The sequence below is a fragment of the Catenibacterium mitsuokai genome (assembly GCF_025148785.1).
GTDB classification, from domain to species: Bacteria; Bacillota_I; Bacilli_A; order Erysipelotrichales; family Coprobacillaceae; genus Catenibacterium; species Catenibacterium mitsuoka.
This window is the reverse complement of record NZ_CP102271.1, coordinates 410,000-434,652: the sequence shown is the minus strand read 5'-3', so window position 1 is coordinate 434,652 and position 24,653 is coordinate 410,000. Positions and strand designations below refer to the sequence as shown.

Annotated in this window: 30 protein-coding genes; 18 read left to right on the top strand and 12 right to left on the bottom strand. The window is 35.1% G+C overall.

Features of this window, described 5'->3' with window-relative positions:
* Nucleotides 1–56 precede the first annotated feature (56 nt).
* A complete protein-coding gene (locus tag NQ499_RS02190; RefSeq protein ID WP_006504641.1) occupies nt 57–395 on the top strand; it encodes a DUF2500 domain-containing protein in 339 nt (112 codons plus the stop codon).
* 21 nt (nt 396–416) lie between these two features.
* Here the strand turns inward: NQ499_RS02190 and NQ499_RS02185 are convergent, their stop codons facing one another.
* The 6 genes from NQ499_RS02185 to NQ499_RS02160 form a co-directional block, all read right to left on the bottom strand.
* Nucleotides 417–1,253: a WYL domain-containing protein gene (locus NQ499_RS02185; RefSeq protein ID WP_040389606.1), complete on the bottom strand. Its 837-nt coding sequence runs from the start codon at nt 1,251–1,253 to the stop codon at nt 417–419.
* Nucleotides 1,240–2,433 carry a helix-turn-helix transcriptional regulator gene (locus NQ499_RS02180; protein ID WP_006504639.1) on the bottom strand — a complete coding sequence of 398 codons (1,194 nt, stop codon included), beginning with the start codon at nt 2,431–2,433 and terminating at the stop codon, nt 1,240–1,242. Before NQ499_RS02180 ends, NQ499_RS02185 begins: the two co-directional genes overlap by 14 nt.
* A 54-nt stretch (nt 2,434–2,487) precedes the next feature.
* Nucleotides 2,488–3,138 (bottom strand): PHP domain-containing protein, encoded by a 651-nt coding sequence (locus NQ499_RS02175; protein WP_006504638.1) that lies wholly within the window; start codon nt 3,136–3,138, stop codon nt 2,488–2,490.
* Nucleotides 3,139–3,289: 151 nt separating this feature from the next.
* Nucleotides 3,290–3,877: a transposase gene (locus tag NQ499_RS02170; RefSeq protein ID WP_326924433.1), complete on the bottom strand. Its 588-nt coding sequence runs from the start codon at nt 3,875–3,877 to the stop codon at nt 3,290–3,292.
* 2 nt (nt 3,878–3,879) lie between these two features.
* A complete protein-coding gene (locus NQ499_RS02165) occupies nt 3,880–4,029 on the bottom strand; it encodes a hypothetical protein (RefSeq protein ID WP_259848582.1) in 150 nt (49 codons plus the stop codon).
* Nucleotides 4,030–4,128: 99 nt separating this feature from the next.
* Nucleotides 4,129–4,428, bottom strand: coding sequence for a hypothetical protein (locus NQ499_RS02160; protein WP_259848581.1), 300 nt, complete (start codon nt 4,426–4,428; stop codon nt 4,129–4,131).
* 89 nt (nt 4,429–4,517) lie between these two features.
* On the opposite strand from NQ499_RS02160, the gene tnpA reads away from it, so the two are divergent.
* Nucleotides 4,518–4,922: an IS200/IS605 family transposase gene (gene tnpA, locus NQ499_RS02155; RefSeq protein WP_006504284.1), complete on the top strand. Its 405-nt coding sequence runs from the start codon at nt 4,518–4,520 to the stop codon at nt 4,920–4,922.
* A 50-nt stretch (nt 4,923–4,972) separates the two neighbouring features.
* Here the strand turns inward: tnpA and NQ499_RS02150 are convergent, their stop codons facing one another.
* On the bottom strand, nt 4,973–5,503 hold the full coding sequence (locus NQ499_RS02150) for a TetR/AcrR family transcriptional regulator (RefSeq protein ID WP_006504285.1): 531 nt from the start codon (nt 5,501–5,503) through the stop codon (nt 4,973–4,975).
* Between the two features lie 100 nt (nt 5,504–5,603).
* On the opposite strand from NQ499_RS02150, the gene NQ499_RS02145 reads away from it, so the two are divergent.
* The 5 genes from NQ499_RS02145 to NQ499_RS02125 all read left to right on the top strand — a co-directional run bounded on the left by NQ499_RS02145 (nt 5,604) and on the right by NQ499_RS02125 (nt 10,308).
* Nucleotides 5,604–6,434 carry a DegV family protein gene (locus tag NQ499_RS02145; RefSeq protein ID WP_006504286.1) on the top strand — a complete coding sequence of 277 codons (831 nt, stop codon included), beginning with the start codon at nt 5,604–5,606 and terminating at the stop codon, nt 6,432–6,434.
* A gap of 34 nt (nt 6,435–6,468) precedes the next feature.
* The gene (locus NQ499_RS02140) at nt 6,469–7,050 is read left to right on the top strand and encodes a chromate transporter (protein ID WP_202898351.1); all 582 of its coding nucleotides are present in this window, start codon (nt 6,469–6,471) and stop codon (nt 7,048–7,050) included.
* Nucleotides 7,047–7,592: a chromate transporter gene (locus NQ499_RS02135; RefSeq protein ID WP_006504288.1), complete on the top strand. Its 546-nt coding sequence runs from the start codon at nt 7,047–7,049 to the stop codon at nt 7,590–7,592. Before NQ499_RS02140 ends, NQ499_RS02135 begins: the two co-directional genes overlap by 4 nt.
* Nucleotides 7,593–7,771: 179 nt before the next feature.
* Complete coding sequence (locus tag NQ499_RS02130) at nt 7,772–9,079, top strand: IS4 family transposase (protein ID WP_259848580.1); 1,308 nt, start codon at nt 7,772–7,774, stop codon at nt 9,077–9,079.
* Nucleotides 9,080–9,261: 182 nt separating this feature from the next.
* Nucleotides 9,262–10,308, top strand: a complete 1,047-nt coding sequence (locus NQ499_RS02125; protein ID WP_040389582.1) for an IS1/IS1595 family N-terminal zinc-binding domain-containing protein — start codon at nt 9,262–9,264, stop codon at nt 10,306–10,308.
* Between the two features lie 172 nt (nt 10,309–10,480).
* On the opposite strand, the gene NQ499_RS02120 is transcribed toward NQ499_RS02125, so the two are convergent.
* The 5 genes from NQ499_RS02120 to NQ499_RS02100 all read right to left on the bottom strand — a co-directional run bounded on the left by NQ499_RS02120 (nt 10,481) and on the right by NQ499_RS02100 (nt 15,441).
* The gene (locus NQ499_RS02120; protein WP_006504247.1) at nt 10,481–12,214 is read right to left on the bottom strand and encodes an ABC transporter ATP-binding protein; all 1,734 of its coding nucleotides are present in this window, start codon (nt 12,212–12,214) and stop codon (nt 10,481–10,483) included.
* Between the two features lie 38 nt (nt 12,215–12,252).
* Entirely contained in the window at nt 12,253–13,014 is a 762-nt protein-coding gene (locus tag NQ499_RS02115) for an HAD-IIB family hydrolase (RefSeq protein WP_006504248.1), read from the bottom strand.
* 217 nt (nt 13,015–13,231) lie between these two features.
* Nucleotides 13,232–14,545, bottom strand: a complete 1,314-nt coding sequence (locus NQ499_RS02110; protein ID WP_006504250.1) for a glycoside hydrolase family 32 protein — start codon at nt 14,543–14,545, stop codon at nt 13,232–13,234.
* An 81-nt stretch (nt 14,546–14,626) separates the two neighbouring features.
* Nucleotides 14,627–15,163, bottom strand: coding sequence for a histidine phosphatase family protein (locus tag NQ499_RS02105; protein ID WP_006504251.1), 537 nt, complete (start codon nt 15,161–15,163; stop codon nt 14,627–14,629).
* Nucleotides 15,163–15,441, bottom strand: a complete 279-nt coding sequence (locus NQ499_RS02100; protein ID WP_006504252.1) for a glutaredoxin family protein — start codon at nt 15,439–15,441, stop codon at nt 15,163–15,165. The genes NQ499_RS02105 and NQ499_RS02100 overlap by 1 nt, the downstream gene beginning before the upstream one ends.
* Before the next feature lie 235 nt (nt 15,442–15,676).
* Between NQ499_RS02100 and NQ499_RS02095 the strand changes: the two genes are divergently transcribed.
* Genes NQ499_RS02095 through fabG form a run of 11 tightly spaced genes read left to right on the top strand, consistent with a single transcriptional unit; the run spans nt 15,677 to nt 24,649 of the window.
* Nucleotides 15,677–16,216 carry a biotin transporter BioY gene (locus tag NQ499_RS02095; protein WP_006504253.1) on the top strand — a complete coding sequence of 180 codons (540 nt, stop codon included), beginning with the start codon at nt 15,677–15,679 and terminating at the stop codon, nt 16,214–16,216.
* Nucleotides 16,217–16,229: 13 nt separating this feature from the next.
* A complete protein-coding gene (acpP, locus tag NQ499_RS02090) occupies nt 16,230–16,460 on the top strand; it encodes an acyl carrier protein (RefSeq protein ID WP_006504254.1) in 231 nt (76 codons plus the stop codon).
* A 44-nt stretch (nt 16,461–16,504) separates the two neighbouring features.
* Entirely contained in the window at nt 16,505–16,933 is a 429-nt protein-coding gene (accB, locus tag NQ499_RS02085) for an acetyl-CoA carboxylase biotin carboxyl carrier protein (RefSeq protein WP_006504255.1), read from the top strand.
* 1 nt (nt 16,934) lies between these two features.
* A complete protein-coding gene (locus NQ499_RS02080; protein WP_006504256.1) occupies nt 16,935–18,296 on the top strand; it encodes an acetyl-CoA carboxylase biotin carboxylase subunit in 1,362 nt (453 codons plus the stop codon).
* The gene (accD, locus tag NQ499_RS02075) at nt 18,289–19,149 is read left to right on the top strand and encodes an acetyl-CoA carboxylase, carboxyltransferase subunit beta (protein WP_006504257.1); all 861 of its coding nucleotides are present in this window, start codon (nt 18,289–18,291) and stop codon (nt 19,147–19,149) included. Before NQ499_RS02080 ends, accD begins: the two co-directional genes overlap by 8 nt.
* 9 nt (nt 19,150–19,158) lie before the next feature.
* Nucleotides 19,159–20,097, top strand: coding sequence for an acetyl-CoA carboxylase carboxyltransferase subunit alpha (locus tag NQ499_RS02070; protein WP_006504258.1), 939 nt, complete (start codon nt 19,159–19,161; stop codon nt 20,095–20,097).
* Nucleotides 20,090–21,010, top strand: coding sequence for a beta-ketoacyl-ACP synthase III (locus NQ499_RS02065; protein ID WP_006504259.1), 921 nt, complete (start codon nt 20,090–20,092; stop codon nt 21,008–21,010). The genes NQ499_RS02070 and NQ499_RS02065 overlap by 8 nt, the downstream gene beginning before the upstream one ends.
* Nucleotides 21,011–21,020: 10 nt before the next feature.
* On the top strand, nt 21,021–21,956 hold the full coding sequence (locus tag NQ499_RS02060) for a nitronate monooxygenase (RefSeq protein ID WP_006504260.1): 936 nt from the start codon (nt 21,021–21,023) through the stop codon (nt 21,954–21,956).
* Nucleotides 21,953–22,990: an NAD(P)H-dependent flavin oxidoreductase gene (locus NQ499_RS02055; RefSeq protein ID WP_006504261.1), complete on the top strand. Its 1,038-nt coding sequence runs from the start codon at nt 21,953–21,955 to the stop codon at nt 22,988–22,990. Before NQ499_RS02060 ends, NQ499_RS02055 begins: the two co-directional genes overlap by 4 nt.
* Complete coding sequence (gene fabD, locus NQ499_RS02050) at nt 22,987–23,910, top strand: ACP S-malonyltransferase (protein WP_006504262.1); 924 nt, start codon at nt 22,987–22,989, stop codon at nt 23,908–23,910. The genes NQ499_RS02055 and fabD overlap by 4 nt, the downstream gene beginning before the upstream one ends.
* Nucleotides 23,897–24,649, top strand: coding sequence for a 3-oxoacyl-[acyl-carrier-protein] reductase (gene fabG, locus NQ499_RS02045; RefSeq protein ID WP_006504263.1), 753 nt, complete (start codon nt 23,897–23,899; stop codon nt 24,647–24,649). The genes fabD and fabG overlap by 14 nt, the downstream gene beginning before the upstream one ends.
* Nucleotides 24,650–24,653: the final 4 nt, after the last annotated feature.

Here is a 24,653-nt window from a genome sequence, read left to right as displayed (position 1 = left end):
ATCATGGACAAAAAGTTGCGAACTATAGTAAAATCATATACAAGGAGGGAAATCCTATGTTTGATTTAATGTTTACGATAGTACCAGTTATTGTAATCGGAATGTTTATTTATGCAACTGTAAGTGGTATTGGTTCCTGGCATAAGAATAATAATTCACCACGCTTAAGTGTTCCAGTAAAGATAGTCACTAAACGTGCAGATACTATGTATACACACCACGAGGATATGATGTCATCATCACATACAACCTACTACGTGACTTTTGAAGTAGAAAGCGGCGATAGAATAGAACTTGTAGTACCAAGTAGTGAATATGGATTCATGGTAGAAGGAGACCAAGGAAAACTTACTTTTCAGGGAACAAGATATATATCATTTGATAGAAATTACTAAAAGGGCGAATTATCGCCCTTTTTAAATGGAATATGCTTTTTGTTTCTTTAATCTTTGTCTTATGAGTTGTTTGAATTCTAAAGGTTCTATTACTTTAATCATAGGACCAAATGACAACAATCGAATCACCATCTCTGTCTCATCTGATTCATCATAGAATAGTTTCACTAAATAAGTATTTTCTTTTTTCTCTGTCTCTTTTTTAAAATGTGCAAAGTGAAGAAGAACTCTATCCAGTGTATTTCTTTCATCCTTTACTTCTATCAAGACATATTTTTCTACTCTTTGTTTATTTGTAGTAGAAACATTATTGTTAGTCAAATGACATTCTTCTATTCTTGAAACATTGATTACTGTTCCATCATATGCAACTAAACGGAACTTATCATCCTTCTCTGAATATTCTAATAGCTGCGGTAAAACAAAACTTGTTTTCTGCTTCGTTTTCCATACAACAACTAGACCAGACTTCTCTTTAATGGCCTGCATGATGATATGAAAATTCTTCTGATACTGTAAGTCAGTATAAGAATCACCATCACTATATTGATCAAAGATATAAATATCATCAGGTGTAAAGAGAGGTTCTACATCATCTAGAAAAGACCAGGAATAAGAAAATAACTGAATACGAGGATCTAATGATATAGCCTTCAGCCATCTCTTTTGAAGGAGTGTCAAAGGATAAGTAAAGACATCTATATTCTTTATAGGCCATCTTTCTAACGCTTCTTCCAACATCATGAAACTTTCTTTAAATGCATTCTCATTTATTATTTCATTCACATGAGTAAAAGAAGACTGTATGAGACAAGTCACTGTCTTATAGTAAAGACTGTATATTTCATGAAATATCATCTTCATCCCCCTCATAATAACGATACATTTCTTCTAAATCCTTCTTAAATTGATTTTCTATTTCTTTATTAGATATAGAAATAGATTGAATACGACATATGAATGTACGAATCCAGGGAATCATTTCCTTTACATCATATACTTCTGCATAGAAACGACTTGTATTCTCATTTAGCCTTTCTACATATCCACATCTCTTTTCACGCAATAATCGTCTATATATATGTTCTTCCCATGGTTCATGATGTAGAGTAAATTCTACTGTTTCTAAAGAACCATTAGATAAACTTACACCCCATAGATGTTTCTTCATTTCTTCTAACTCTTTTCTATATATCTCAAAGTCTTCTGCTTCTTCTAGAGATTTAATAGAAATAATATGATCTAGACGAAATGAATACATCTTTTTACTTTGACACATATAAGCCATCAAATATTGTCTGCCATCCTGCACACTTATAAATATACTAAGAGGGAGCACCTTTATTCTATTATTTGATGTTCTTATCGATACATACTTATACTGATGTATCGCATTGAGTAAATCATAAAGCACTTCACTGTCTAATACATGAGTGAGGTAATGATGTTTAAAACCAAAAAGAGATTCTTCTTTCTCCTGCTTATCTAGTATATAAGAACCAATCACACCACAAGGAGATACTTCACTAAAGAAATCAAGAATATCATGAGGAATGATATAATCTTCACTTAATTGATAATAGATCTTCTTTCCTTTTTTATTTGTGATAATAATTCCTTCTCTAACATATTCTTTTAGTTTCTTTCTAAGTGTTGATTCATCATAGAGATAAGTATGATTTGTCTTCTCATCTATTTGATCCATGAGTTCACTCATGGATAAAGGTGTATCAAGTAAGTCTAATATAAGAAAGTGAAGAATGATATCATGATCCGTAAAGCTTTTTGTTTTCCATACTCTATATAAGGGATTATGCTGAGTGATACGTGTATCAATAGATAAGTAAGGAACCTTACCACCTGGTGTTATATGATAATCAATATAATCACTCATATAGCTTTCTATACGTCTTTTTTCATCATCATAAGAACGTGCACTTTTAATTGTATAGTCCTGCCGACTCTTGAATCCATTGATATAGAATTCTCTGATATACTCGCGTATTTTATTGAAGTTCTTAACTGATTCCTGATACATGATTTCAACTCCTTTAGATAAAGTATAACACAAAAAGGAAAGCTTTCACTTTCCCTAAATCAAATGACACTTCTTCAAATTATCTTTTATCTCTTCTTCTACTTGACTATGATGTCCACCTAACTTAATAGAAGGTTTTGTCTTACCATGGAAATCACTACCACATGTATAAAGAATATTCAGTTCTTTCGCCTTATTATAGAAGTACTGATTCACTTCTTCCGGATGATAACTAGAGAAACATTCAACCCCCTGTAATCCTAGTTTAACCGTTTCATCTAGTAATTCAAACTGTCCTTTAAGATTATTACCAGGATGGGCTAGGACTGCGATTCCACCATGTTCATTAATTAGTTTAATTGTGTCTTCTAATGAAGGAAACTTAATTTCAGTATAACAAGGTTTACCTTGTGCATAATAATCCCAATAGAAGTTCACAACAGGATTATCACTTCTAGCTCCACCTTCTCTATAAGGCTTTAATAATTCATGATCAAGATAACGTGGATCATTTAATAAAGCTTCACCAAACATTTCACCTGTATAGACACTATTATAAGATAAATCATCTAACTGTACTTTCTCTAATTCAAAACCTAAATCATTAGTCAATTCTAGTTTCTTTAAGCTGCATGCCTGTTCCTGTTTCTCAATACTTTCACCTAACTTATTAAATTCTTCTGAATCATCAACACCATATCCCACAACGTCAAATACCTACGACCTAAAGGTCATGGGCTTGTAACTGCCCAGTCGTACTAACGGTTTACACCTCCGACCTTTAACCCCAATAGATATCGCTATCTAAAGTGGCGTTACATCATAGGGTGATTGACGGCACCCTTTGCAAGAGAGTTTACTCTGTTACAACTGTATTAGGTACTTGACTATCTGCAAGATAGTTTATTCCCATACGATACAGATTCATAGCTCCAATGCGGTCATCATTAGATTTATAACCACATTTTTTGCAGGTAAACAGATGTATCTTCTTATTGCGGTTAGACTTTTCAACATGTCCACAGCAAGGGCAGCACTGGCTTGTATAGCGAGGGTCTACCTTAATAACAGAAGACTGGTTCTGTTTTGCTTTGTAGATTAGTTTCTGCTCTAGGTCATAGAAAGACCATGATACAGAAACATAGCGATTTTTTGTTTTAACACGTTCTGTAGCATTACGAATACCTGATAAATCTTCCAATACAAAGAGAGTGTGCTTTGGGTTGTTTTCAACGAGTGCCTTCGATACCTGATGGTTAATATCCTGCATCCAACGGTTTTCTCGCTGACCGATAGCTTTTAGTCTTCGTCTTGAGGATGGCGTATGTCGCATTTGGAGTTCCTTGCGAAGCTTGGAATAGTTAGCACGTTTCTGTTTAATAGCTTTGCCACTAACAAATCCAGACTTATGTTTGCTGTCATAAGTTGCAACAACAAAGTTAATACCTAGTCAATACCTACAACATTACAGATGTCAGAAATATTACTTTCTTCAATCTCATAGGTAACTGGTATATGCAGATAGTATTTACCATGCTTACTTACAAGTTTGGCAGTACCAAACGTATAAATCGTATGATTGAAATACTTAGACATTCCATCTGAAAAATAAGATAACTTCACACGACCATTAAGCGTATTGATTGAAAAACGATTTTGTGTTAAGGAATAATCTCTGTTCCAAACTAAATCATACTAAGGTTTTTTGAACGATGGTTTAATCCATTCATTCTGATTTTCAAGAATGGTCTTATATCTGGCGATAACAGTCTTCAAAACAGACTGAGCCATCTGCGATTTAAGCTTAAACTTTTCTCGCAAAGTAGAATACAAAGCTTTATTAAGTGAAAACTGCTTTAAGTCATGAGTACGGAATACATAGTCCGAAACATAATTACAGGCATTACGATAAACAGACATAGTTTCATCAAGCAAAACCTTATCTGCTTCATCTACGATTATTTGAATTTTAGCTGTAATAGTCATCTGTTCCATAGATGTACTCCTTTCATAGATATTTCACTATATGTTATATCTAAATTATATCTAATTTATAGCGAAATATCTATATTTTGAGGTGAACTGTGGATAGTAGATACAATCATCATAACAGACAAAAATACAGTCTGAAGGTACATATAGTCCTTGTAACCAAATACCGTAAACAACTGCTAATAGGCTCTATTGCCGATGATGTTAAGCAAAAGATTTTCGATATAGCTAATACTCGTGGCTACGAAATTATTGCGATAGAAACCGACAAAGACCATATACATTTCTTATTAAGTTACGATACAACAGATCGAGTTAGCGATATTGTCAAAATTGTAAAGCAAGAAACAACATACCACTTATGGCAAAAGTATAGTTCGGTCTTATCAAAACAGTATTGGAAGGAAAAGATATTTTGGTCAGATGGTTATTTTGCTTGTAGCATTGGAGAAGTGTCATCAGCAACTATACAAAAATATATTGAAAGTCAGGGATAATAGATACGATTTACGAAAGGATTTATTTATGAAAAAAAGATGCCTCATTATTAAGGCATCTTTGGTGCACTTTCACTAATCATCTTGGCGACTTCCTGTGCAGGAACAAGTTTTCCTGTCTTTTCCCAGTTAATAAATGTATTGAGTAAAGCACCTGCATAGTAATACGCACGATAAATCATATCTTTATGATCAGAATAGAGTTCTACCATGAAATGGTTGACTGCATTCACTAATACAGAATAAAGACCTTGTCTTTCCATGATAATAAAGAATGTCGCATACTGATCAAAGAATTCTATCGAAAACAAGATATGTGAATACTCCATGAAACGTTCTCCTTTAGGACGTTTTTTATGTTCTGTCAAATACTGAATAATGATTTCACGTAGATAGTCTTCTATCGCATTCACCTTAGAATCATAATAATGATAATACGTCATACGTGAAATACCTGCTTTTTTCGCAATCTGGCTTACTGTAATCTTATCGAGAGAATCTCTCTTCATAAGTTCTACAATCGCTTCTCCTATACACATTCTTGTAAATCTATTTCTTTGTGTTTTCTTATTTACGTCCATAAACTGCACCTCTGAACAAATATTTACATAAACTTTCTCTTTGTAAATTGTATCATTTCACAATTTAAACTACAATAGTATTAATAGGGAGGTTTTTCGCATGAAAAGAAAAATTGTAGCTGACTCATCTTGTGATATATGGGAATTAAATGGCGTAGATTTTGCGGTAGCACCGATGACTATTTCTACTGATAATAAACACTATGTAGACAATCAGGAACTAGATGTACGTTTAATGTCTGAAGACCTTGCAAAATATAAAGGTGTTTCCCATACTGCATGTCCAAGTGTTGGGTCTTGGTTAGATTGTTATGAAGGATTTGATGAAATATTCGTTATTACTTTAACTGGTGCTATGTCAGGCACTTATAATTCTGCTATGACAGCCAAAGGTATTTATGAAGAAGAAAATGAAAATGTAAAGGTACATGTATTTGATAGTTTATCTACAGGACCTGAAATGAGATTACTTATTGAAAAATTAAAAGAAATGATTGAAGAAGATCTACCATTTGAAGAAATTGTAGAAAAAGGTCAGGACTATCTTAATCATACTAGATTGTTCTTCGCATTAAAATCATTACATAACTTTGCGATGAATGGACGTGTAAGTAAAACAGTTGCTTCTGCGATTGGTGTATTAAATATTTCTATTTTCGCAACAGCCAGTGAAGAAGGTACTATCCAGCAGATCAGTAAATGTCGTGGTGAAAAGAAAGTAGTGAAATCTATGATTGAACATCTTGAAAATGCAGGATACCATGGTGGTAAGGTACGTATCTCACATGCAGATAATTTAAAACTTGCACATAGTGTCAGAGATAAGATTTTAGAACTTTATCCACATGCAGATATTATTGTATATCCAATGGGTGGTCTATGTACTTATTATGCTGAAATAGGTGGACTACTTGTAGGGTGTGAATGTTAAGCCAGTTGAAAAACTGGTTTTTTTCATATCTAAAATGTATAATACAGAACATAGGAAGGTGAATACTTTGAAGAATAAATTAGTGAAGCTCTTCTTTTCTACTCTCTACTTAAGTGCTTTTACTTTTGGAGGTGGATATGTCATCGTTTCTTTAATGAGAAAGAAGTTTGTAGAGGACTACCATTGGATAGATGAAGATGAAATGTTAGATTTAGTCGCTATTGCACAGAGTGCACCAGGGCCTATTGCGGTCAATGGGGCGATTGTAGTTGGATATAAGATGGCAGGACTACTAGGAATATTCATCTCAGTACTCGCTACAATTATTCCTCCCTTTGTAATCATATCTGTTATTTCTGTCTTTTATGAAATATTTAAGACTAATCTGATTGTATCTCTTATGTTAGAAGGGATGCAGGCAGGAGTCGGTGCAGTCATTGCATCTGTATGCTTCGAAATGGGTAGCGGTCTCTTAAAAGAGAAAAATAAGCTTTATCCTGTTATTATGATTGGGGCTTTTGTCGCAAACTATATATTTAATATTAATGTCATGATAGTCATTATTGTTTGTATCATGATTGGATTACTTTATTCTTTGAAAGGGGTACAGTCATGATTTATCTACAATTATTCTTAAGTTTCTTGCAGGTGGGTGCATTTAGTTTTGGTGGTGGTTATGCCGCTATGCCGCTTATTAAGCAGCAGGTGATTACAGCCCATCATTGGTTATCTGTTTCTGAATTCACTGATCTTATATCTATTTCACAGATGACACCTGGCCCTATTGCCGTCAATTCAGCAACTTTTGTCGGTATCAAGATTGCTGGTATTCCTGGTGCTATTTGTGCCACTATAGGTTGTGTATTACCTTCATGTATTATTGTCGGTATTATCAGTTATCTCTATCTCAAATATCGACATATGGATAAATTACAAAGTGTCTTAAAGATGTTAAGACCAGCCGTTGTCGCATTAATTGCGACTGCAGGTGTCTCTATTCTTACCACTGCCTTCTTTGGTGAAAGCTTCAATACATTTAAAATCCATCTTGTAGTGATATTTAGTGTATGTGTTATATTACTCACTAAATATAAGTGGGATCCTATTCTTGTCATGCTCCTTGCAGGAGTTATGAATACAATTTATTACTTCATTTAAAAAACGACCGCGAGGTCAATGTCATTAAGTTAAGAATTGACAGCTATCAAGGCATACAAACAAAATGTATGCCTTTTTTATTTTCTCTTGACAAAAGCCAAAAAATGTGAGGCCAATAATCAATATTTATATATTGATTATTGGCCAATTGTTTATAGATGTCGTCGGAGGTATACATTATGGACAACTATAAACAACTCGAGAAAACTTTAAATCACATTATCAAAAAAATGAACGATTCACGCTCTATTTTCTGCGAAAATTCCAGAACAGACTTCATTCGTTCTCGTAAACTGGATTTTCAAGATACCATCAAAATCCTCTTCTGCATGGAAAACGGCTCTTTAAGAGATGAACTATTTAAGTCTTTTGATAATGCACTTGATACACCTACTGCATCTGCGTTTGTGCAGGCTAGAAATAAAATCAAGGTGGATGCTTTTAAACATATTTTCAATAAGTTTAATGATAGAACTCATGAAGACATACTGTATAAAGGATATCGTCTTCTCGCTATTGATGGGAGTGAATTGCCAATCGATAATTCCATATATGATAAAGAAACAAGAGTTCTAAGAACAGGCGGTACCAATAAGCCTTATTCCGCATTTCATATTAATGCCAGCTACGATCTCCTTGAGCGATCATATGATGATCTTATTATACAGGGTCAGGCAGTAAGGGATGAAAATGATGCTTTCTGCCAGCTTGTGGATCGTTATCAGGGAAGGAAAGCGATTTTTATAGCGGACAGAGGATATGAATCTTATAACGGTTTTGAACATGTTGCGAAATCTGGAAACAAGTATCTTGTCAGAGTCAAGGATATCAATTCTAAAACCAGTATGACAAGATCTTTAGGGCCGTATCCGAATGATGAGTTTGATATTGACGTGTTTAGAATGCTTACTCTGAAATGTACATCAATGATAAAAGCATGCCCTCAGCTATATAAAGTATGTCCTACTAATATGCGATTTGACTATATGTCTAAAGAAGATCCCTGGTATGAGTTTAATTGCAGGATAGTTCGATTCAAAATCACTGAAGATACATATGAATGTATAATTACTAATCTTGATAGGACTGAATTCTCATCTGAAGACATCAAGGAACTATATAATAAACGCTGGGGTATAGAGACTTCTTTCAGACATGTAAAGTATGCAATAGGTTTGAATTCACATCACGCAAAGAAGAGAAAATATATAAAGCAGGAGATTTATATAAGTCTTACTCTTTATAATCTGATACAGAGATTTATAAGGAAGATAAAGATTGAAAAAAGAAACAAGAAATATATTTATCAGATTAATTTCACTAGAGCCTGTCATTTAGTAAGAAATTTTCTAAACAAAAAAGATGGAAAAAATCCATCTTTAGAGAATCTGATAGCTAATGAAATCTTACCAATTCGCCCCGGTAGATCTCATAATAGAAACGTCAAACGAAAGTCGTTCATATATTTTAACTACAGATTTGACTAGTCGGACAAATTATAAACCTTTTTGCGATGAAATAGAATATTTTTTCGCTAAGTTTATGAAAAATGTTGCTACTAGATCATTAAATTTAACTTAACGCCTATTTTTCTACTTTATAGCCACCTAACTCAAATCATCATTTCTCGAACAGTTGTAAAATGATCTTAAAAGGTCAGGTGAGTGCTATGATAACTGAAAACCAGGTAAAAAACTATTTAAGATCTAAGGATAAGGATTATGTAAATAAACTTATCGAATCATTATATGAACAGGATGATGAAGACATTGATCCATCTCATAAGGCATGCCCTATATGTGGTTCAGTCCATTTCAAGAAGAATGGAAAAGATAAGAACAGACATCAGAGATATATCTGTCTTGACTGTCACAAGTCTTTTAGTGATAGAACCAACACCTTATTCTACTGGTCTCATTTTACTTTGGACCAGTGGCTTCACTTCATTGAACTGGAACTATATAAAATGCCTCTAGAGGGTGAGGCTCAAGTCTTAGAGACAAGCAAGACGACCTGCTTCTATATGCGTCATAAACTTTATCATGCAGCATCTGAAATCATGGGTCATCAGAAATTATCTGGTGAAGTTGAAATAGATACACAGTATAAAAGTATAAACCTAAAGGGAACACGTCCTCAAAATATGCCTAGATACTCAAAGAAAAGAGGTAAACAGGCTGCATATAGAGGAATATCTCATCACAAGGTTGCCATTGTCTGTGCTACAGATGAAAATGATCATATGATGATGCAGGTATCAGGTCTTGGAAGTGAGTCATTCGATAAATATAAAGCGAATAAAGACTACTTTAAGGATGTGGAAGAGTTCATATCAGATTCAAAGGCAAGCATACAGCAGTTTGCCAACTATCTTGAAGCAGTAAACAATAAGATAAAGACATCTCCTTTAGAGAAGAGATATCTTACTGATGATGGTAAATCATTAGGAGCTGTCAATGAGATGATGACAGAAGTAAGCTCAATGATACAGACAACAAGAGGCGTTGGCACCAGATACATACAAGGTTATCTAGATTTCCTGCTTCTTAAGAAGCAGGCTAAGTATACATTCAAGAGAAAGGAAATGGCATCTGAGATTCTAAGAATGATGATGGATACTGAGGCTTTCAGTAATGAAATGGTAAGAGCTACACCTATGCCTATTTCACTTAAGGAAGCATATTACGAATATCGTTATGGTATATTCGCTGAATAAGATTACTCAAAGCAACAATTTTCTTAAATTGAGCGTATTTTTTAAAAAATCGTGAAAACGATACTTTTTTGGCTGCAATAAAATAAAAGTCAGAATAATATATCTGCTGATATATCATCTGACTTAAATTCTAGCATTATTAACTTAATGACATTGCCGCGAGGTCGTTTTCTTATTTCATCAATTCCTGTGTATGTACTAATTGTGCATAAGCACCATTATTTTCTAATAATTCATGATGCGTTCCTAGTTCAATGATTCTTCCTTCATCAATAACCGCAATACGATCTGCATTCTTGACTGTAGATAAACGATGCGCAATCACAATAGTAGTACGTCCCTGTGATAACTTATCAAATGTTTCCTGAATCTTAGCTTCAGTGACACTATCTAATGCACTTGTGGCTTCATCTAGAATAAGAACGGGTGGATTCTTTAAGAAGATTCTTGCAATAGAAATACGCTGTTTCTGTCCACCAGATAATAATACACCACGTTCTCCTACATTAGTTTCAAAGCCATCAGGCATTTCCATGATATCATCATAGATTTCTGCGAGTTTTGCCGCTTCAATAATATCTTCCATTGTCGCATCTAATTTACCATAACGAATATTTTCCGCAATACTATCCGCAAATAAGAAGACATCCTGAGAGACTACACCAATATTGTTGTGTAATGAAGTTTGAGTCACATCTCTGACATCATGACCATCTACCAAGATAGCCCCTTCTGTAACATCATAGAATCTAGGAATCAACTGAGATAAAGTTGTTTTACCTCCTCCTGAAGATCCTACTAACGCAATTGTTTCACCAGGATGAATATGTAAATCAATATCTGTTAAGATATTTCTATCTTCTTCATACGCAAAGCTGACATGATCAATATCAATCTGTCCAGATACATGTGTGAGTTCTTTTGCATCCGAACGATCTTCTAATTGAGGTTTTGTGTTAAGTAATTCTACAAAACGATGAAGACCAGCAGTCCCATTCGCAAATAATTCCGCAAAGTTAGATAATTTACGTACTGGATTCACAAATGTAGAGACATATAAGCTGAAAGTAATAAGATCAATCGTGTCCATCTTACCCTGCATAATAAGAGCACCACCTACCGCAATAACGATGAGTGATAATGTACACATAAAGAATTCCATAATCGCATTAAAGCGACCCATAGCTTTATGGAACTGTTTCTTAGATGTTTTATATGTATCATTGGATGTATTGAACTTCTGTTGTTCAATTGTTTCATTCGCAAAGGCCTTGGCTGTTTTCATACCAGTGAGTCCTGATTCGATATCAGTATTGATGACTGCAACCTTCTGTTTAACACGAATTGAAGCTTCACTCATAGAGTGACGTGATTTCCATACAACAAGTATGAAAACAGGTATCATAATCGCAATAACTAAAGCTAAACGCCACTCAATTGTGAACATGATAATAATAGAACCAATAATAGTCACAGTAGAGATAAATAAATCTTCTGGTCCATGATGTGCAAGTTCTGTGATATCAAATAAATCAGTCGTTAAACGGCTCATTAATTGTCCAATACGATTATTATCAAAATAACCATAACTTAATGACTGCATATGTTCAAATAAGTCTTTACGCATATCTGCTTCTACAAGAATACCAAACGTATGCCCATAATAACAAATTATATAAGTAAAGAATGAACGAACTAAATAAGCTAATAAGAAAATAATCATAACCATCCAGAATGTCTTATAGATACTATTTGGTAGTAATGTATACATACACCATCTAGAGACAAATGGAAAAGCAAGATCAATTAAAGAAATCATCAACGCACATGCAAGGTCTAAAAAGAATAGACGACGATGTGGTTTAAAGTAAGATATAAATGTTTGAAAATCCGTTTTTTGTTTCATAGTGATCCTCCCTCGGATTATTATGCCATATTTCAAACTTAAAGTAACTCATAATGTTTCAAAGCTTTATAGATTCCTTCATTATCCACTGTATCCGTGATATAAGTTGCTTTTTCTTTTAAGACATCTACACCATTTCCCATCGCTATGCGCTGTCCTACTTCTCTAAACATAGCTTGATCATTATAGCCATCACCAAATGCATAGGCATCCTCTTTAGTGAGTGAGAAATGATCAATAATATACTTGATTGCATGTCCTTTATCAAAGACAAGAGTAGAAGTATCACATGAACCACTACCACCATGATCATTAATAATACGATCATCTTTAAACGCTTCTATCATCGCATCTCTCTTTTCTAACGTGTCATAGAAGAAGTCACATGTGTAATAAGTACCTTCTTCGTCTTTAATATGTTCTTCACCATACTCTTTCTTTACATGTGTGAGTACATCTCCTTCTAAATGATAAGGAGTAGAGAATGTATCAGAAACAAAAAGTCCTCCACATCCTAGATTATCTAGTTTATTTTTTAGTTCTTCTACTTCAACAGATGTAAAAGGCACACCGTGAAGTTTTTCCCCTTTATAACTGATATAACGCCCATTACATGAAATAATACCTGAAACCAGTTTTCCAAAAAGATTTTCTGCATAATAAGGTGCACGTCCTGTACAGATAAATGTATCATACCCCTTCTCTTTTAATGCTTCTAACACTTTCTTATTAGATTCTGGAATATGTCCATGAATAGCCAATGTACCATCGATATCAAAAAATAACACTTTTCTCATCATATAGTCCTCCCTTGTATCTATTCTATCAAAAAAATCAGAAGAGATTAATGTCCCTTCTGATTTCTATATGCATAATATTTTAATTGTGTCTTCACTTTATGACTGATACATACAAATCCAAGTGAACACAAAGTCACAAGTATATCTCTCATCATATGTATACCTCCTAGTTAGTACATACTAACTATATACAATTTAAGAGAAATATGCAAATGATTTATCTTGTATAGATTGTACAATCAGAAATATGTGTCTCTTCTTCTTTTAAATGATAGATAATCTGACTCACTACATAATAACCATTATTCACAAAGATTTCGATGATACCTTCATCGTAATAGATTTCTAAATCACACTGACCATTTAATACAGGTGTCTTATGAATATTGTATAGTTCATCATTATTCACAGAGACAGCTGTACGATCTACAACTAGCTGATCATCAACATAAGAAATCTTAACACCACCTAAAGTGATTGTTTCATTGTCTTCAAGAGTTGTTTTCATTAAGAAAGGTGCATCAAAGTCAATAGTATCTGTTGTATGCACAAATTTATTCTTAATTAATGGATGTACATCCTGATAAACATGTCCGTCTTTATAAGAAAGATGACGTGGCATTGTGAATAAACCAATCCATTCTTCACCTTCTAAGACTTCCTTCATTCTCATCCATCCTAAAATAGTACGTTTATTGTTTTCATCTAAGAATGTCTGAGGGGCATAGAAATCAAAGCCATAGTCAATAAACATAAGGTCTCCTGCCTTAGACATTGTACATGTTTCTTCATCAAAGTTAACGGACATAATAGCTGCATTACTATTAGGACGTGGATAACCATCTAAGTTTTCAGGTGAGAAAACTAAGAAGTACTGTCCATCTAATTCAAATAGATCTGGACATTCCCACATGTTTCCAATTGAAGAATCGACGAATCTATTCTTATAAGCAAATGTCATCCCATCTTCACTTTCATAGAATAATACTTCTCCATCAAAATCATCCCCATTTGGAACCTTACTTCCTAGGATCATATAAACATGTCCATTCTTACCTAACCAGACTTTAGGATCTCTTGTATGCTGATCGTGTCCTAAAGAAGGATCAGTAATCACATCAACAACCTTATATTTTGCGTCTTTATTATTGAAGTGATATCCATCATCACTAATAAGCAATGCCTGTGATGCAATTAAGTCATCCTTAATAAGTGGCTTATGGATATATTCAGGGTTTTCAATACGATACTTGATGGCTGTGTAATAAAGGTACATCTTGCCATTGTAGTTTAATGCGGAACCTGAGAAGATTCCGTTTCTGTCATAATCCTTAGAAGGATATAAAGCGATTGGGAGATGCTTAAATGTCTGGAAATCCTTAGTGACTGCATGTCCCCAATGCATTGTGCCCCATGATGTATCATATGGGAAATGCTGGTAGAAGATATGATATTCTCCATTAAAATAAGTTAGCCCATTAGGATCATTGATCCAGTTTCTAGGTGCTGTAAAGTGTATTTTTGGTCTCATTCTATTATTCCTCCATCTCTATCTTATTATAATGAAATCGGTCACATATTCAACAAAAAAAAGAAGTACTCGATGTACTTCTTAGTAAGTATACTTCTTTAATTCGCAGTTTTTTATGCCAAAGGCAGAAAACTCATCATTCGTCATATCATGAAAATAAGATTCAATAATACGTGAAATACCATTATGAGCAACTAAAAGATAAACATGTTCATCATCCTTTTTCACATCATCTAATAAACTATAGATACGATGCGCAAGATGCAACATTGTTTCTCCTCCCTCAAAAGAGTTCACAAAACATGTCTTTGACTGTTTGAATTCTTCTCCATCTCTAGGTGTCGATTCATATTTCCCAAAATTCTGTTCCTTAAGTCTTAGTTCTTCTCTTGCTGGTATACCTGTTACTTCAGATATATGTAAGGCCGTATCCTTTGCACGACTAAGTGGTGAATAGAGAATTTGGTCTATATGAATATGATTGTCTTTAATATATTGTCCAAGCTCTTCAGCTTGTTTATGTCCTAGATCTGTTAAGGCAATGTCCGTTGCCCCACAGATCTTATTTTCTACATTCCAGATTGTCTGACCATGACGTGTAAAATAGAAATGCCCCATTATTTTAAAGCCTCATCAAATACACGTTTGAAGTTTGCTTTAATTGAATCAAAATCATCCTGGATTGTACATTCAAAGCACTTCTCTTTTCCAATAAATAAAGAAGGAACTGCATAATAATCATAATTTTCAGCTAAAGCGACATTTTCACTTTCTTCAATTTTTTCTATATCCAATGATTGATATGCTTTATTTTCTGTCATAAGTTCATCCATCGCTTTTTTTGCCTTCTGACAAAATGGACATTCTTCTAAATAAAACATTGTGATCTTTTTCATATATATCCCTCACTTTCTTATCTCTATTATTCTCTTTTTTATGCCATTTATCAACATATTTGATTTAAATGTAAGTGCTTGTTCTATTAGTTTTAATTTCAAACTAGTATGTTTGTTGTACAATTATGGCTTTTTTGTCATATTTATTGCTAATTTATTTGATTTTTAAAATCAAAGGTCTATAATGCAAGGCAAGGAATAGTTTGATATTCCAAGTAGTGGAAAGGAGAATGATATGAAATCTAATGTTTCAAATCTAGTCAGAGACGCATTAATGTTAGGAGTTCTCATCTGTTTATCACAGATTTCTGTGGCATTGCCTACAGCTGTTCCGATCACATTGCAGACCCTGGCCATCTATCTCATTGCGTGTCTTATGACACCAAACCATGCATTCTATACAGTGCTTTGTTATTTGATTATGGGAGCTATTGGTCTTCCAGTATTTAGTCATTTTAATAGTGGTATGGGTGCTCTTATAGGTCCAACAGGAGGCTTCTTATTCAGTTTTCCTATTATGGCATTAGTGATGAGTACTATTATTACTCATGACCGTTCAGTCAAGGGCCATATTCTTGCCATGATTATTGGAACAGCTATTACTTATGGACTTGGAAGTATTTACTTCATGTATACAATGAAAGCAACACTTCTAAGTACATTAATGACTTGTGTATTACCATTCTTACTTGGTGATGCATTAAAGATTGCAGTAAGCTGCATGATCGCATTGAAATTAGAAAAGATTGTATTAAAAAAGACAGTATTGTCATAAGGAGGATATAAACATGACAACATTTGATAAGGTAAAAGATATTATTGTAGATTCACTTAGCTGTGATGAAGAACAGGTAACATTAGAAGCATCTTTAAAGGATGATCTTGATGCTGATTCATTAGATGCCGTTGAATTAATTATGGCTGTAGAAGATGAATTTGATGTACAGATTCCTGATGAAGAAGCCAACAAGATGGCTACTGTCAAGGACATTGTTGATTACTTAGAAGCAAATGCTTAATTTTTTAAATAAATAGTTTGAATTTCAAAGAAAGAAGGTTTTCTATGGATTTAGTCAGAGAGTTGATGGAAGCTTTTGAAAAAGCTGATATCGATAAGATGAAAATTGAAATGGAAGGCGTGAAACTTGAACTTGAAAAGAGTCAACAGGTGCAGGTAACTGCACCTGTCACTGTATCTAGTGAAAGTGCGCCTGTTGTTGTACAAGAAGTAAAGGAAGAAAAACCAGTTATTAGTGGTACAGAAGTAAAGGCCCCTCTTGTAGGCGTTTATTATTCTTCTCCTTCCCCAGATGATCAGCCTTTTGTCAAGGAAGGGTCAAAAGTCACTAAGGGACAGACATTATGTATTATTGAAGCCATGAAGGTCATGAATGAAATCAAAGCACCTGTAGATGGTACTGTCCGTTCTCTATTAGTGAAGGATGAAGATTTAGTCAGCTTTGATCAGACTTTAATGATCATCGAGGAATAGTATGTTTAAGAAAATTTTAATTGCGAATCGTGGAGAAATCGCTGTTCGTATTATTCGTGCATGTAAAGAGATGGATATTTTAACGGTAGCCATTTATTCTACGGCTGATCAGAATGCATTACATGTACAGTTAGCGGATGAAGCAGTTTGTGTGGGTGGTCCCAAGAGTGCTGATAGTTATTTAAATAAGGAAGCGATTATTACTGCAGCTGTTGAGACAGGATGTCAGGCGATTCATCCAGGTTTTGGTTTTTTATCTGAAAATAGTGATTTTGCAAGACTTGTGGAAACATGTGGACTGAAGTTTATTGGTCCTAAGGGTGATGTTATTGATGCGTTAGGTAATAAGTCCAAGGCAAGAGAAATAATGATTGAAGCAGGTGTTCCTGTCGTTCCAGGATCGAATGGTTCAGTCAATACATATGAAGAATTAAAAGAAGTTGTTAATGAGATTGGTTATCCTGTGCTTATTAAAGCGAGTGCTGGTGGTGGAGGACGTGGTATGCGTAAGGCCTTTAGTGAAGATGAACTAGAGAATGCCTTTATGACTGCCAAAGCAGAAGCCAAAGCATGCTTTGGGGATGATGATATGTATGTAGAGAAGCTTGTATTGAATCCTAAGCATATTGAGTTCCAGATTTTAGCGGATGAGCATGGCAATGTGATTCATTTAGGTGAGAGAGACTGTTCTATTCAAAGACGTAATCAGAAGATGATAGAAGAAGCACCATGTAAGGTACTTGATGCATCTTTACGTTTAAAAATGGGTGAATCTGCAGTCAAAGCTGCACAAGGTGCTGGTTATACCAATGCCGGAACTGTTGAGTTTGTTTTAGACGAACACAACAACTATTACTTTATTGAGATGAATACGCGTATTCAGGTTGAACATCCTATTACTGAAATGGTCACTGGTATTGATCTCATTAAGCAGCAGATTCGTATTGCATCAGGTTTACCTTTAAGCTTTAAACAGGAAGATATTACTTTACAGGGTCATTCTATTGAATGTCGTATTAATGCGGAAGATCCCTTCCATAACTTTAGACCATGTCCTGGTCAGGTGAACTTCATGCATTTACCTGGAGGACCAGGTGTTCGAGTGGATACGATGTTATATACAGGTTATACGCTCCCTACTCAATATGATTCAATGGTCGCAAAAGTGATTGTCCATGCCCCTACTCGATTAGAAGCAATCAAGCGTATGAGACGCGCTTTAAGTGAACTTGTGATTGAAGGTATTACGACTAACCAGACACTACAGTTCTATATCCTACATCAGCCTGATTATATTAAAGGACATTTTAATACAAGCTTTATTGAAACACATTTAGATGAGATGGTGAGTGAAAATGGATAGTATCTGGAAGAAAAGAAAGCAACAGTTACAGGACTTTCGTCGTTATTTAAATAAAGACAACAAAGTCAAGAAACAGGAAGTGCCGGATGGGTTATATCAGGCATGTCCTAATTGTAATAGTACAATTCGTACACTTGATTTAAAGAATCATCTACAGGTATGTCCACAGTGTGGTCATCACCTCTTTATTGATGCTTATGCACGTTTAGACGCGTTATTTGATTCAGGCAAGTATAAAGAATACTACACTTCTATGAAATCAGGAAATCCTCTAGGATTCCCTGGTTACGAAGAAAAGTTAGAGAAGTATGAATATAAGACAGGATTACATGATGGTGTTGTTGTCGCAGGTGGTCGTATTGATCATATGCGTACGATTGTCGTTGTGATGGATCATCGTTTTATGATGGCTTCTATGGGTAGTGTAGCTGGTGAAAAGATTACACGTGCCATTGAAATGGCAACAAGAAAGAAATTGCCTTTAATTATTTTTACATCAAGTGGTGGTGCAAGAATGCAGGAAGGCATCTTCTCTTTAATGCAGATGGGTAAAACATGTGCTGCATTAAAACGTCATTTAGATGCTGGACTTCTTTATATTTCTTATTTAACACACCCTACAACAGGTGGTGTCACTGCATCATTCGCAATGCTTGGTGATATTAATATTGCAGAGCCAGAAGCTTTAGTCGGTTTTGCAGGACCTAGAGTTATTGAAAGTACTATGAAGACAAAGCTACCTGATGGATTCCAGCGTGCTGAATTCTTAGAGGATCATGGCTTTGTAGATATGATTGTGGAACGTGAGAAGATGCGTGACACATTGGCTTTATTATTACGTATGCATGCATAAGGAGGAATTATGTCTTTAAAGGAAAAGGAAGAAAAGATTGCAGAGCTAGAAAAGAAGCTTGCAGTCATTAAGAATGATAGAGAAATAGATTCCAGTAAGATTGAAGAAACAATCAATGATTATAAGAAAGAGACATATTCACATCTTTGTGCATATGATCGTGTTTATCTTGCGAGAAAGCCTGAACGTTCTCATATACATGAGTTTATTGATCATGTGTTTGATGAGTTTGTAGAAATGCGTGGTGATCGTTATTTCAAGGATGATCAGGCAATTGTCGGTGGTATTGGGATGTTTAATAACATGCCCGTCACAATTATTGGACATCAAAAAGGAAGAAGTATTGATGAGAATTTAAAGTGTCAGTTTGGTATGGCAAGTCCTGAAGGGTATCGTAAAGGGATGCGTTTAATGAAACAGGCAGAGAAGTTCCATCGTCCTATTATTACTTTTATTGATACTCCGGGTGCTTATCCTGGTATTAGTTCTGAAGAGAATGGTATTGGTGAAGCAATTGGTCAGAGTCTGATGATGATGAGTGATTTAAAGGTTCCTATTATTGTGATTATTACTGGTGAAGGGGGAAGCGGTGGTGCTTTAGCCCTAAGTATCGGTGATCACTTAGCTATGTTAGAGAATGCGGTTTATTCTGTTTTGTCTCCTGAAGGTTTTGCCTCTATTCTTTGGAAGGATGTGAAAGGAGAACGTATTGAGGAAGCATGCGAAGTGATGAAGATGACAGCAGAAGACTTATATCATTATGGGATTATTGATGAAATCATCAAGGAACCTCTAGGTGGTATGACTACAAATCCTGTAGGTGTATATAGAAATATACGTAAGGTGATTAGAGAACAGTTAGATATTCTCGTCCCAATGGATGTAAATACTTTAATACGTAAGAGATATAACAGATATCGTAAGATTGGAGAATGGAAGAATGGATAAAGGTATTTCTATCATCGATACAGGATATTATGTACCTGAGAATGTACTGACTAATGATGATCTATCAAAGATTGTTGATACGAGTGATGAATGGATTTATCCCCGCACTGGTATCAAGAAACGTCATATATGTAAAGATGAAACACTTATAGATATGGCTTATAAGGCATCTTTAAAGGCATTAAACAACATCAACAAAGAAGATATTGGAATCATTATTGTGGCAACAATGTCTTCTCCCTATAATACCCCTTCTATTGCCTGTCTCTTACAGGAACGTTTAGGTTTAAATAATGATGTCTTTGCGTTTGATTTAAATGGGGCATGTAGTGGGTTTGTCTATGCATTATCCGTGGCACGTTCATTACTTTATACAAGTGATAAGCGTTATGCCTTAATTATTGGTGCTGAACAGCTTTCAAATCTCATTGATTGGAAAGATCGTACAACATGCATCTTGTTTGGTGATGGGGCTGGTGCTGTTGTCGTAGAGAAAGAAAATAAATTATTTTGTGATTATCAAGGATCAGAAGGCAATGAAGAAGTGCTTTATGGTTTAAAGAATGATTATTTACATATGGAAGGGAAAGAAGTCTTTAAGTTTGCGACAAGAGTTCTTCCTATGTGTATAGAGAAAGTATTAGAGAAAGCATCACTTACTAAAGATGATATTGATTACTTTGTGGTGCATCAGGCGAATGAAAGAATTATTCGTCATGTTTATAAGAAAATGAAAGTAACATCCGATAAGTTTTATCTGAATGTCGATGAATATGGTAATACATCTGCTGCAAGTATTCCTCTTGTACTTGGAGAGATGAATGAAAAGAAGTTATTAAAAAGAGGTATGAAGATACTCTGTGTTGGTTTTGGTGCAGGACTGACTTATGGTGCCAATCTGATAGAGTGGTAAGGAGAAGACTATGTGGTTAAATGAAACATTAAAGATTAAATACCCTCTTATTCAGGGTGGTATGGCTAATATTGCGACAGGTGCTTTTGCGGCAGCTGTGTCTAATGCAGGTGGTTTAGGACTTATTGCAGGAGGTGGTATGTCTCCTGAGATGTTAAGAGAGAATATCCGTGAAGCAAAGAGACTTACTGATAAACCTTTTGGTGTTAATTTGATGTTATTACATCCACAAGCAGGAGAAATGGCTGATATTGTGGTGGAAGAGAATGTTCCTGTAGTAACAACTGGAGCGGGTAATCCAGGTATTTATATTAAGAAATGGAAGGAAGCAGGTATTATTGTGATGCCTGTAGTACCTAGCGTTGCCCTTGCAAGACGTATGGAAAAAGCAGGTGTGGATGCCGTTATTGCGGAAGGTACGGAATCTGGTGGTCATGTGGGAGAATTGACTACTATGGCTTTAGTACCACAGGTCAAAGCTGCAGTGAATATTCCTGTGATTGTTGCAGGTGGGATTGCGAGTGGTAAACAGCTTCTTGCGGCAGTTGCACTTGGTGCGGATGGTGTACAGGTTGGTACTATTCTTCTTGCAAGTACAGAATGTCCTATTCACCAGAACTATAAGAATGCGATTATCAAGGCAAAAGATACTGATACAACAGTAACTGGACGTATTGCCGGAACTCCTGTACGTATCTTAAAGAATAAGATGGCACGTACTTATATTAAGAAGGAAAAAGAAGGGGCCGAAATGATGGAACTAGAGAAGTATACATTAGGTTCTTTAAAACGTGCTGTATTTGAAGGTGATGTAGAGACTGGTTCTTTAATGAGTGGTCAGGTTGCTGGTATGGTGCATGAAGAAAGAAGTCTTAAAGACATCATTGAAGGTTTATTTAAAGAATATGAAGAAGAAAAGAAACGCGTGATGGAGGTTCATCTATGAAAATAGGATCACATTCTTTATCTCTCCCTTTAATTCAGGGAGGAATGGGTGTTGGTGTTTCCTTAAGTTCTTTAGCTGGAAATGTGGCTAAAAAAGGGGCAATGGGTGTTATTTCAACAGCCCAGATTGGTTTTAAAAAGCCTACTTTTCTTAAAGATACAAAGAAAGCGAATCTAGAAGCGATTGATGAAGAAATCAAACGTGCTAAAGAGATTTCAAATAATAACGGTATGGTGGCAGTCAATGTCATGGTTGCCTTAAGTGATTATGAACAGCATGTCAGACAAGCTGTAAAAAGTGGTGTAGATGCAATCATTTCTGGGGCTGGTCTTCCTTTAAAGCTACCTGAATATGTGGATGAAAAGACAGCGATTGCGCCTATTGTATCTTCTGGTAAGGCCGCACGTTTGATATTAAACAAGTGGAAACGTCAATATAATCGTACAGCTGACTTTATTGTGATTGAAGGATATAAAGCAGGTGGACATCTTGGATTTAAGAAGGGTGAACTATTAGAGAATACATGTGCTTCTTTAAAGGATATTCTAAAAGATGTTAAGGAAGTTGTGAAAGGCTTTGAAGAGTTATTTAATCATGCGATTCCTGTGTTTGTCGCAGGTGGTATTTATACCAATGATGATATTAAAGAGATGTTAGAAGCAGGTGCGGATGGTGTTCAGATGGGTACACGTTTTATTGGTACTTATGAATGCGATGCTTCAATGGAGTATAAGAATTATTTTATTAATGGCAAGAAGGAAGATATTCAAATTGTACAGTCTCCTGTAGGTATGCCAGGACGTGCTTTTATGACACCTTTTATGGAAAAGACACATCCTATTAAGAGATGTTTCAGATGTATTGCGAGCTGTGATATGAAGTCTATTCCTTATTGTATTACTCAGGCTTTAATTAATGCGGTGAATGGTGATTGTGAGAATGGTCTTGTATTTACTGGCACGAACGGATATCGCATTGACAAGCTTGTACATGTAAGTGATCTGATTGATGAATTAATGGAGGGTATTGTATGAAACTCGGTTTTATCTATGCAGGACAAGGAACACAATATGTAGGTATGGGACAGTCTTTTTATGAAAATGATGAAGACTGTAAGAACTTATTAGATAATTTGAAATTAGATTTTGATTTAAAGGATATCATGTTTAATAGTGATGAAAAGACTATTAGTACGACACGTTTTACTCAGCCAGCGATGGTAGCCGTTGCGAATATGGCCACTCTTCTTTTAAAGAAAAATGGAATTACACCTGATTATGTATGTGGTTTGTCTTTAGGCGAATACAGTGCTTTAAGTGCAGCAGGTGTATTTGATCCTGAAACCGCAATTCAAGTTGTAAGAGAAAGAGGTCTCGCAATGGAAAAGGCCGCTGAAGGTGTTGAGAGTGCCATGATGGCTATTCTTGGACTTGAACGTGAGCCATTACTTGATATATGTGTTGGCTGTGATGGCTATGTTTCTATTGCGAACTATAACTGTCCTGGACAGTTAGTTATTGCAGGAGAAAAGAAAGCAGTAGAAGAAGCAGGTCAGAAAGCGTTGGATCATGGTGCAAGAAGAGCTGTACCTTTAAATACAAGCGGTCCTTTCCATACAAAATTATTAAAGGATGCAAGTACAAGACTTCATGAAGTATTTAAAGATGTTACATTCCATGAAATGAATGTCCCTGTGATTTTCAATTGTACTGGTAAGGAATTAGAAGATTGCAGCGTGCAGGAGATGTTAGAGAAACAGGTCATGAGTCCTGTTTATTTTGAAGATAGTATTCGTACGATGATCAATAATGGTGTGGATACAATTATAGAGATTGGACCTGGTAAGGTACTAAGCGGTTTTGTCCGTAAGATTGATAGAAAAATCAAGACATATCAGGTAGAAGATATGGCTTCTTTACAGAAGTGTGTGGAGGCATTCAATGAAACTAAGTAATAAGGTTGCCCTTGTCACTGGGGGTTTAAAAGGTATTGGACGTGCGACAGTGATGGAACTTGCAACTCAAGGTGCAGATATTGCGCTCAATTATCGTGCAAGTGAAAAGAATAAAGTATTAGCTGAAGAATTAGTAAAAGAACTTAAAGATCTTGGTAGAGATGTATTATGTGTTGAAGGTGATATTTCTCATGAAGAGGATGTAGAAAACATCTTCAAGAGTATCAAGAAGTATTTTGGACATCTTGATATTCTTGTGAATAATGCAGGGATTACAAGAGACCAGTTAATTTTAAGAATGAAGACTGAAGACTTTGATGCCGTTATTAATACAAATCTTAAGGGAACTTACTTATGTATGAAGCAGGCAAGCCGTTTAATGATGAAGCAGAAGTCTGGTCATATTATTTCTTTATCTTCTGTCGTAGGTGTGATAGGTAATGCCGGACAGGTTAACTATGCAGCAAGTAAAGCAGGTGTTATTGGTATGACAATGTCTCTTGCAAGAGAATTAGGTCCTAGAGGTGTGACTGTGAATGCAGTGGCTCCTGGATTTATTGAAACTGATATGACAGATGTATTAAGTGATGAGGTAAAAGAAGTTTTAAAGGCATCTATTCCTTTAGGAACACTTGGACATGTAGAGGATGTCGCAAAGACAATCGCATTCTTAGCAAGCGATGATGCAAAGTATATTACAGGACAGACCATTCATGTAGATGGTGGAATGGCTATGTAAGGAG